General features: G+C 72.4%; 7 protein-coding genes. 6 read left to right on the top strand and 1 reads right to left on the bottom strand.

Features of this window, described 5'->3' with window-relative positions:
- The 4 genes from JK359_RS22510 to JK359_RS22495 form a co-directional block, all read left to right on the top strand.
- Positions 1 to 553 (top strand): alpha-glucosidase C-terminal domain-containing protein (locus tag JK359_RS22510; protein ID WP_201838425.1); only part of this gene is annotated, 553 nt, incomplete at its 5' end.
- 31 nt (positions 554 to 584) lie between these two features.
- Positions 585 to 1,949 (top strand): maltokinase N-terminal cap-like domain-containing protein, encoded by a 1,365-nt coding sequence (locus JK359_RS22505; RefSeq protein ID WP_201838412.1) that lies wholly within the window; start codon positions 585 to 587, stop codon positions 1,947 to 1,949.
- Between the two features lies 1 nt (position 1,950).
- Positions 1,951 to 4,302 carry a 1,4-alpha-glucan branching enzyme gene (gene glgB / locus JK359_RS22500; protein ID WP_236678240.1) on the top strand — a complete coding sequence of 784 codons (2,352 nt, stop codon included), beginning with the start codon at positions 1,951 to 1,953 and terminating at the stop codon, positions 4,300 to 4,302.
- Positions 4,303 to 4,394: 92 nt separating this feature from the next.
- Positions 4,395 to 5,483, top strand: a complete 1,089-nt coding sequence (locus tag JK359_RS22495) for a glutamate--cysteine ligase 2 (RefSeq protein WP_201838410.1) — start codon at positions 4,395 to 4,397, stop codon at positions 5,481 to 5,483.
- Positions 5,484 to 5,543: 60 nt separating this feature from the next.
- Here the strand turns inward: JK359_RS22495 and JK359_RS22490 are convergent, their stop codons facing one another.
- Entirely contained in the window at positions 5,544 to 5,777 is a 234-nt protein-coding gene (locus JK359_RS22490) for a DUF6480 family protein (RefSeq protein WP_201838408.1), read from the bottom strand.
- Between the two features lie 150 nt (positions 5,778 to 5,927).
- On the opposite strand from JK359_RS22490, the gene JK359_RS22485 reads away from it, so the two are divergent.
- Together JK359_RS22485 and JK359_RS22480 are read left to right on the top strand one after the other, a co-directional pair.
- Positions 5,928 to 7,826: an AMP-dependent synthetase/ligase gene (locus tag JK359_RS22485; protein WP_201838400.1), complete on the top strand. Its 1,899-nt coding sequence runs from the start codon at positions 5,928 to 5,930 to the stop codon at positions 7,824 to 7,826.
- 147 nt (positions 7,827 to 7,973) lie between these two features.
- Positions 7,974 to 8,408, top strand: coding sequence for an ATP-binding protein (locus JK359_RS22480; protein ID WP_201838398.1), 435 nt, complete (start codon positions 7,974 to 7,976; stop codon positions 8,406 to 8,408).
- Positions 8,409 to 8,579 lie beyond the last annotated feature (171 nt).

The following is an 8,579-nucleotide window of genomic DNA, read 5'->3' as shown; positions in this document are numbered from 1 at the left end:
GCCGATCCTGTACTACGGCGACGAGATCGGGATGGGCGACAACATCTGGCTCGGCGACCGCGACGCCGTGCGCACGCCCATGCAGTGGACGCCGGACCGCAACGCCGGCTTCTCGTCCTGCGACCCTGGACGCCTCTACCTGCCGACCATCATGGACCCGGTCCACGGCTACCAGGTCACCAACGTGGAAGCCTCCATGTCCTCCCCCTCCAGCCTGCTGCACTGGACGCGCCGGATGATCGAGATCCGCAAGCAGAATCCTGCCTTCGGACTGGGGTCCTACACCGAGCTGCCGTCCTCGAACCCGGCGGTGCTCGCCTTCCTGCGCGAGTACGGCGACGACCTGGTGCTCTGCGTGAACAACTTCTCCCGCTTCGCGCAGCCCACCGAACTCGATCTGCGGGCCTACGACGGACGCCATCCGGTCGAGCTGATCGGCGGGGTGCGCTTCCCCGCCATCGGTGAACTGCCCTACCTGCTGACCCTGCAAGGCCACGGCTTCTACTGGTTCCGGCTCACCCGAGTCGCATCCCGCATCGGCCGCCGCCGCTGAACGTCCGGCGCCGAGGAAAGGACGCGTCACCATGCCGAAGACCATCACCCCGCGACCGAGGACCGCTCCCGGCCTCGACGGGCCCTTGGCCTCCCTGGGCGAGCTGCTGCGGGACTGGCTGCCCGGGCAGCGCTGGTTCGCGGGCAAGGACCGGCCGGTCACCGATCTGTCGGTGCTGTCCGTGACCGAGCTGTTCCCCGGATGTCTGCACCTGCTGGTGCACGCCTCGCACGCGCCGGTGCCCACGCCCGGCGGCACTCACCCGCCCGGCGACTGCTACCAGTTGCTGCTGGGCCTGCGCCAGCACCTCGCCCCGCGGCTGGAGCGGGCGTTCATCGGCCGCGCGGGACACGGCCCGCTGGCCGGGCTCGCCGTCTACGACGCGCTGCACGACCCGCGCTCGGCCCACCTGCTGCTGGAGCGGCTGCGCCGGCCCGGCACGGCGGGCCCGCTGCGCTTCGAGGCCGCCCCGGCCGCCCACGTGCCCGGCGGACTGCCGCCGCGGCTGCTGGACGCCGAGCAGTCCAACTCGTCGATCGTGTACGGCGACGCGTACATCCTGAAGCTGTTCCGCAGGGTCCAGCCGGGCGTCAACCCGGACCTGGAGGTGCCGGCCGCGCTGGCCGCCGAGGGCTGCAGCCGGGTGCCCGCGCCGGTGGCCTGGTTCACCACGACCGCCCCGCGCCCGGCCACCCTCGGCGTGCTGCAGCCGTTCCTGCCGGACGCCACCGACGGCTGGACGCTGGCGCTGCGCGCGCTCGCCACGGGCGACGACTTCACGGCCGAGGCCCGTGCGCTGGGGCGGGCCACGGCCGAGGTGCACCTGGCGCTGGCCGAGGCCTTCCCGCCGGGCGGCCCGGGCGAGAACGGCCGTACCGCGGAAGCGATGTGCGCCCGGCTGGACGCCGCCGCGCACGCCGTGCCCGGGCTGCTGCCCTTCGTACCCGGTCTGCGGGCCGCGTTCGGGGCGCTCGCCACCTGCGACACCGGGCCGCCCGCCCAGCGCATCCACGGCGACCTGCACCTCGGGCAGGTGCTGCGGGCCGGCCGCGACTGGTTCGTCATCGACTTCGAGGGCGAACCGTCCCGGCCGCTGGCCGAGCGCCGGGCCCCGCAGTCCCCGGTGCGGGACGTCGCCGGGATGCTGCGCTCCTTCGACTACGCGGCCCGGCAGCGCCGCCCCTGGCGACCCGAGTGGGCGCGCCGCTGCCGGGAGGCGTTCTGCGCGGGCTACGCGGCCCGCGCGGGCTGGGACCCACGCAAGAAGCACGCGCTGCTGCGCGCGCACGAGACGGACAGGGCGGTGTACGAGGTGCTGTACGAGGCGAGACACCGGCCCGACTGGCTGCCGGTTCCGATGGCGGCGATCAAGCGGCTCGCCGTGTGGGGAGGCTGACATGGCACTGCGCGACACCACGCGACCCGACACCACGCGGCCCGAGGCCAAGCGGCCGGGAACCGCGCGTCCCGACACCACACGGGACGAGGCGACGCCATCCGAGGCCAAGCGGCCGGGAACCGCGCGTCCCGACACCACGCGGACCGAGGCGCCGCCGTCCGGGGCCACGCGGACCGAGGCCGCCGGCCCGGTGCCGCCCGCGGCGGTCCCGCTGGACCCCGCCGACCGCGGCCGGCTGCTCGCGGGCGCACACCACGATCCGCACGCCCTGCTGGGCGCGCACCCGGTGCCGGGCGGCACGCTGTTCCGCACGCTGCGCCCGAACGCGCGGGCGGTGGGCGTCGTGATCGACGGCAAGCGCACCGACATGTGGTCGGAGGGCGACGGCCTGTTCGCCACCGTCCTGCCCTGCCCGCAGGTCCCGTCCTACACCCTGCTGGTGACGTACGACGACGCCGAGCAGGAGGTCCACGACCCCTACCGTTTCCTGCCCGCCCTCGGCGAGCTGGACCTGCATCTGATCCGGGAGGGCCGGCACGAGCAGCTGTGGCGCGCGCTCGGCGCCGAGCCGATGGTCCACCAGGGCGTGGCCGGCACCCGCTTCACCGTGTGGGCGCCCAATGCCCAAGGGGTGCGGGTGGCCGGTGACTTCACGTACTGGGACGGCACGCAGTACCCGATGCGCTCGCTCGGCGCGTCGGGGGTGTGGGAGCTGTTCCTGCCCGGGATCGGCGAGGACACCCGCTACAAGTTCGAGATCACCTCCCGGCACGGGCACCGGTTCCTGAAGGCCGACCCGATGGCGCGCCGCACCGAGGTGCCGCCGGACACGGCGTCGGTCGTCACGGCCTCGCGCTACGAGTGGGGCGACGCGCAGTGGATGGCGCACCGCGGGGACACACCGGTGCACCAGGCGCCGTTCTCGGTGTACGAGGTGCACCTGCCGTCGTGGCGGCCCGGCCTGGACTACCGCCGGCTCGCCGAGGAACTGCCCGCCTACGTCAAGGAGATGGGCTTCACCCACGTGGAGCTGATGCCGGTCGCCGGGCATCCCTTCAGCGGCTCGTGGGGCTACCAGGTCACCTCGTACTACGCGCCGACACCGCGGCTCGGCTCCCCGGACGACTTCCGTCACTTCGTGGACGCCTGTCACCGGGCCGGCATCGGCGTGATCATGGACTGGGTGCCGGCCCACTTCCCGAAGGACGACTGGGCACTGGCCCGCTTCGACGGGGACCCGCTGTACGAACCCGGGAACGCCACGCGGGCGGAGCACCCGGACTGGGGGACGTACGAGTTCGACTACGGCCGCACCGAGGTGCGCAACTTCCTCGTGGCCAACGCCGTGTACTGGTGCGAGGAGTTCCACATCGACGGGCTGCGCGTGGACGCGGTCGCCTCCATGCTCTACCTGGACTACTCACGGGACTCCGGACAGTGGGAGCCGAACGTCTTCGGCGGCCGGGAGGACCTGGACGCGGTCGCGTTCCTGCAGGAGATGAACGCCACCGTGTACCGGCGCTGCCCGGGCGTGGTGACCATCGCCGAGGAGTCCACCGCGTGGGACGGGGTCACCCGGCCCACGGACAGCGGCGGGCTCGGCTTCGGGCTGAAGTGGAACATGGGCTGGATGCACGACTCGCTGCAGTACATCCAGAAGGAGCCGGTGCACCGCAAGTACCACCACAATGAGATGACCTTCTCGATGGTGTACGCCTACAGCGAGAACTACGTGCTGCCGATCTCCCACGACGAGGTGGTGCACGGCAAACAGGCGCTGGTGTCGAAGATGCCCGGCGACTGGTGGCAGCGGCGCGCGAACCACCGTGCCTACCTGGGCTTCATGTGGGCCCACCCCGGCAAGCAGCTGTTGTTCATGGGGCAGGAGTTCGCCCAGGGCGCCGAGTGGTCCGAGGCGCACGGCCCGGAGTGGTGGCTGCTCGGCGACGACTACCACTCCGCCGGCGACCACCGGGGGGTCCGCGATCTCGTCCGGGAACTGAACACCGTGTACAGCGGGACACCGGCGCTGTGGCAGCGGGACACCGATCCGGGCGGCTTCCGGTGGGTGCTGTGCGACGCGGCGGACGACAACGTCCTGGCGTTCCTGCGGTTCGCCGTGGACGGCGGCCCGCTGCTGGCCGTGTCGAACTTCTCGCCCGTGGTCCGGCACGACTACCGCCTGTGGGTCCCCGACGAGTTCCCGGCCTGGCAGGAGGTGCTGAACACCGACGACGTCCGCTTCGGCGGCGGCGGGGTGGGCACAGAGGGGCCGGTCAAGCCCGAGGACGGGTTCCTGAACCTGACGCTGCCGCCGCTGGCCACCCTCTGGCTGGCACCGGAGCTTTGAACGCCACAGGTGTCGGCGGCCGTCCGAGGGGCAGTCGGGGTCGTACAGACCCGTGACTGCCCCTCGTGGCAGGGAGAGAAGGGCGGCACCAGGTGCGCACCGTCGGAGTGGAGGAGGAACTCCTCCTGGTCGATCCGGACAGCGGCGATCCGAAGGCGCTGGCGGCGGCCGTGCTCGCCCGTGCCGCCCACGAGGACCCGGGTCAGGACGTGTTCGAGAAGGAACTGTTCGGCCAGATGCTGGAGTTCGCCACGCATCCGCAGTCGGACATGGCGGCCCTCGGCGACGAGATCGTCCGCTGCCGCAAGGAGGCGGCCCGGCACGCCGGGCAGATCGGCTGCGCGGTCGCCGCACTGGCCACCTCTCCGCTGGCGGTCAGCCCCTCACTCAGTGTGAACGAGCGCTACCAGTGGCTGGCCGAGCGGTACGGGATCCCCACCTGGGACCAGCTCGTGTGCGGCTGCCACGTCCATGTGTCGGTGGAGTCCGACGAGGAGGGCGTCGCCGTCCTCGACCGGCTCCGCCCGTGGCTCCCGGTGCTGCGCGCCCTCAGCGCGAACTCCCCCTTCTGGCAGGGCCGGAGCACCGGCTACGCCAGCTACCGCAGCCGGGTGTGGAACCGCTGGCCGTCGGCCGGGCCGACCGAGCCGTTCGGGTCCGCCGAGCGCTACCACCGGCTGATCACCCGGATGGTCGCCAGCGGCGTCATCCTGGACGAGGGGATGGCGTACTTCGACGCGCGGCTGTGCGCCCACTATCCGACGGTGGAGATCCGGGTGGCCGACGTCTGTCTGAGCGCGGAGACCGCCGTGCTGATCGCGACGCTGTGCCGCGCCCTGGTGGAGACGGCCGCCCGGGACTGGCGCGCGGGCCGGCCGGCACCGGATCCCGGCGTGAGCCTGCTCAGGCTCGCCGACTGGCAGGCGGCGCGGTTCGGCCTGGAGCAGGACCTCCTCGACCCGGTCGGCATGCGGCCCCGGCCCGCGGCGGAGGTGCTGCGTTCCCTGCTGGAGCATGTTGCGGACGCGCTCGACGGCAGCGGTGACGCGGTGCGCGCCGAGCGGGCCGTCGAGGAGGTGCTGCGGGTGGGCAACGGCGCGCGGGAGCAGCGCAGGCTGCTGGAGCACACCGGCAGCCTGCGGGACGTGGTCACCGAGTGCGTGCGCCGCACCCAGGGCTGAGGGCCGTCGCATCCGGGGCCCGGGGGCCCGGTCGCCGGCACCCGCACCGCGCGGGCCCGCTCAGAGGACCAGGACCAGTGCGTACACCAGGAAGAACGCCGCTATCAGGATCACCAGCAGCAGGATCATGGTGAGGGGTGCCTTGGCCCAGCCTCTGCTTCGGGCGTCCGGCTCGCGGGGCCCGGCCTCGGGCATGCTGCTCTCGGCGGGCGGGGTCTCGCCGGGCGGAACTCCCCCTCCTGGTTCCAGTCCGGTCGTGCGCTCGGGTTCCGGATCGGGGTTCACATAACTCATGCCTCCCGAGTCCCCAGGACACGGCCAGATCATCAGCCGATCACGACTTCCTCGTTCCTGGTACCGAACGCGCTCACCTGGGCTACATTCGAGCACCGCCGACACCGAGCCGATCGGCGGAGTGACCCTCCGTACATTCAGGAGCAGCGCATGCGGAACGTCGCCCTCGCTCCCTCCGTCACCACGCCGTTCACCGGCGGCCTCGCCGACAGCATCTTCGAGACGGCGGACCGGAACCCCACCCTCCCCGTGCTCGCGCGCCGAGCGGATCCCGCGGCGACCGTGTGGGAGGAGGTGACGGCGGTCGAGCTGCGCGACGAGGTGACCGATCTGGCCAAGGGCCTGATCGCCGCGGGGATCGCGCCGGGTCACCGGGTGGCCCTGATGGCCCGCACCCGCTACGAGTGGACGGTGTTCGCCCACGCGCTGTGGGCGGTGGGCGCCGAGATCGTGCCGATCCACCCGGCCTCCTCCCGCGACCAGGTCGAGTGGATGCTGCGGGACGCCGGCTGTGTGGCCGTCGTCGTGGAGGACGAGCAGGGCGTCATGACCGTCGGCACCGTGTGCACCCGGCTGCCGCGGCTGCGGCACGTGTGGCAGCTGGACGCCGGTGCCCTGCCCGAACTCGTGGACCGTGGCAGGGACGTCCCGTACACCACCGTGGAGTCGCTGCGCCGGATCGTGCTGCCGGACGCGACGGCGGCCGTCGTCTACACCTCCGGCACCTCGGGCCGTCCGATGGGCTGCGCCCTGAGCCACCGCGGCCTTGCCTACCCCTGCGACACACTGCTGGCCGGCTGGGCGCACACCGCCGCTCCCCCGGGCCAACAGCCGTCCGTGCTGGCCTTCCTGCCGTTCTCGCACGTCTACGGGATCATGGTCATGGTGACGTGTGTGCGCGGCGGGGTCCTGATGGGCCATGAGCCGGAGCTGACGGCGGCGGCGCTGTCCTCGGCCCTGGCCACGTTCCGGCCGTCGTACCTGTACGGCGTGCCGTCGGTGTTCGAGAAGCTGTACAAGAATTTCCTGCGGGCGGCCGAACAGTCGGGCCGGGGCGCGCTGTTCGAGCGGGCCGCGCAGACCGCACGGGACTTCGCCGCGGCCGAGGAACGCCGGCGGCTGGGCACCGGCCCGGGTCCCGGGTTCGACCTCAAGGTGCAACACGCCCTGTACGAACGGACGGTGTACCGAAGACTGCGCGCGGCGCTCGGCGGCCGGGTGGTGCGCGGCACCTCCGGCGGTTCCTCGCTCGACCGTGAACTGTGCCTGTTCTACGAGGGCATCGGGGTGTACATCCACGACGGGTACGGGCTCACCGAGGTCTCCGGTGGGATCACCATGCAGCCGCTGGGCCGGGAGAAGTCCGGGACCGTGGGCCGGCCGCTGCCCGGCACCGAGGTCCAGGTGGCCGAGGACGGGGAGATCCTGGTGCGGGGGCCATCGGTCTTCCAGGGCTACATCAGTGACGAGACGGCGACCCGGGCCGCGCTGCGCGGCGGCTGGCTGGCCACCGGGGACATCGGGCGGCTGGACTCCGAGGGCTATCTGACGATCACCGGGCGCAAGAAGGACATCATCGTCACCAGCGGCGGCAAGAGTGTGGCGCCGGCCCCGCTGGAGCAGCGGCTGCGCATGCATCCGCTGATCCACCAGGCGGTGGTGATCGGCGACGACCGGCCCTGTGTCGGGGCCCTGATCACGCTGGACCCGGACTTCCTGGCGCACTGGCGGGCCGCGCTGGCCCTGCAGGGTGACGCCCCGGGCCGGGAGGCCCGTGAGGAGAACGCGCTGCGCGAGGAGATCGCGCGGGCCGTGGCGTCCGCCAACAGTGCGGTGTCCCGCGCGGAGTCCATCAGGGTCTACCGTGTCCTGCAGGAACCGTTCGCACCGGACAACGGACTGCTCACGCCGTCCATGAAGCTGCGCCGGGACGCCATCGTGCGGCACCACGCGGCCGAGATCGAGGCGATGTACGAGGCGCGCGCCCGCTTGCGGCCGAGCCCTCAGGAACCGGCCGACTGGGACGAGCAGGACGACGTCTTCCGCTGAGGGGGTGCACCGGGGAGCGCGGTCCGGGGAGACGGATAGGCCGCGCCGCTGTGGGAACCCGCAGGGCAAGGAGAGATCAGCAACGACGACCGCGCTGGTCGGAGGGCCTGGATGGGCCCCTCACCGGCCGGAGCCGGGGAATGTGAGATGGCGACGGAGCCGCGTTGGGACGACACATCGCCCTCGGAGGAGAGGTACGAACGTACGTTCTCCTTCGCGGGTGAGCTGCGCAACGTCACCGAGGCGCGGCTCGCGGCGGAGGACTTCCTGGGCGCGCTGGCCGGCGAGACACCGCCGGGCGCGCACGAGTACTGGGACGACATCCTCCTGGTCGTGACGGAACTGGCCGCGAACGTGATCCAGTACGCGCCGGGCCCGTTCGCGCTGCGGATGCGCCGGACCTTCGACGGGGTACACGTGACGATGCGCGACACGAACACGGCCAAGCCGGAGCCGCGGCCCTTCCACCCGCGCACGGGCGGCGGCGGGATCGGCTGGCACCTGGTGCACACGCTGTGCACCCAGGTCAGCGTCGTCGTGCACGACGCCGGCAAGGACATCCACGTGTTCCTGCCGTGGTGACCGGTGTTCGACGTGTAGGTGTGCGCGAACCGGTTACTCCGCATCCGTGGGCGGGCAGGCTGGTGCCCACACGTTCGTATGCCTGCCGCGCCCCGCCGGCGTAGCGGCCGGAGGCACGGTGGGATCGGAGTCGGTGCAGCGATCCGGGGCAGGCGAACGTCGATTCGGACC

Source organism: Streptomyces actinomycinicus (assembly GCF_016741775.1).
GTDB classification, from domain to species: Bacteria; Actinomycetota; Actinomycetes; order Streptomycetales; family Streptomycetaceae; genus Streptomyces; species Streptomyces actinomycinicus.
Note: the sequence above shows the minus strand (reverse complement) of the source record. Positions and strands in the feature narration are given on the sequence as shown.

Coding starts and splice junctions, on each gene's coding strand:
- JK359_RS22505 (WP_201838412.1), top strand. CDS start 585: ATGCCGAAGACCATCACCCCGCGACCGAGGACCGCTCCCGGCCTCGAC.
- glgB (WP_236678240.1), top strand. CDS start 1,951: ATGGCACTGCGCGACACCACGCGACCCGACACCACGCGGCCCGAGGCC.
- JK359_RS22490 (WP_201838408.1), bottom strand. CDS start 5,777: ATGAGTTATGTGAACCCCGATCCGGAACCCGAGCGCACGACCGGACTG.
- JK359_RS22485 (WP_201838400.1), top strand. CDS start 5,928: ATGCGGAACGTCGCCCTCGCTCCCTCCGTCACCACGCCGTTCACCGGC.
- JK359_RS22480 (WP_201838398.1), top strand. CDS start 7,974: ATGGCGACGGAGCCGCGTTGGGACGACACATCGCCCTCGGAGGAGAGG.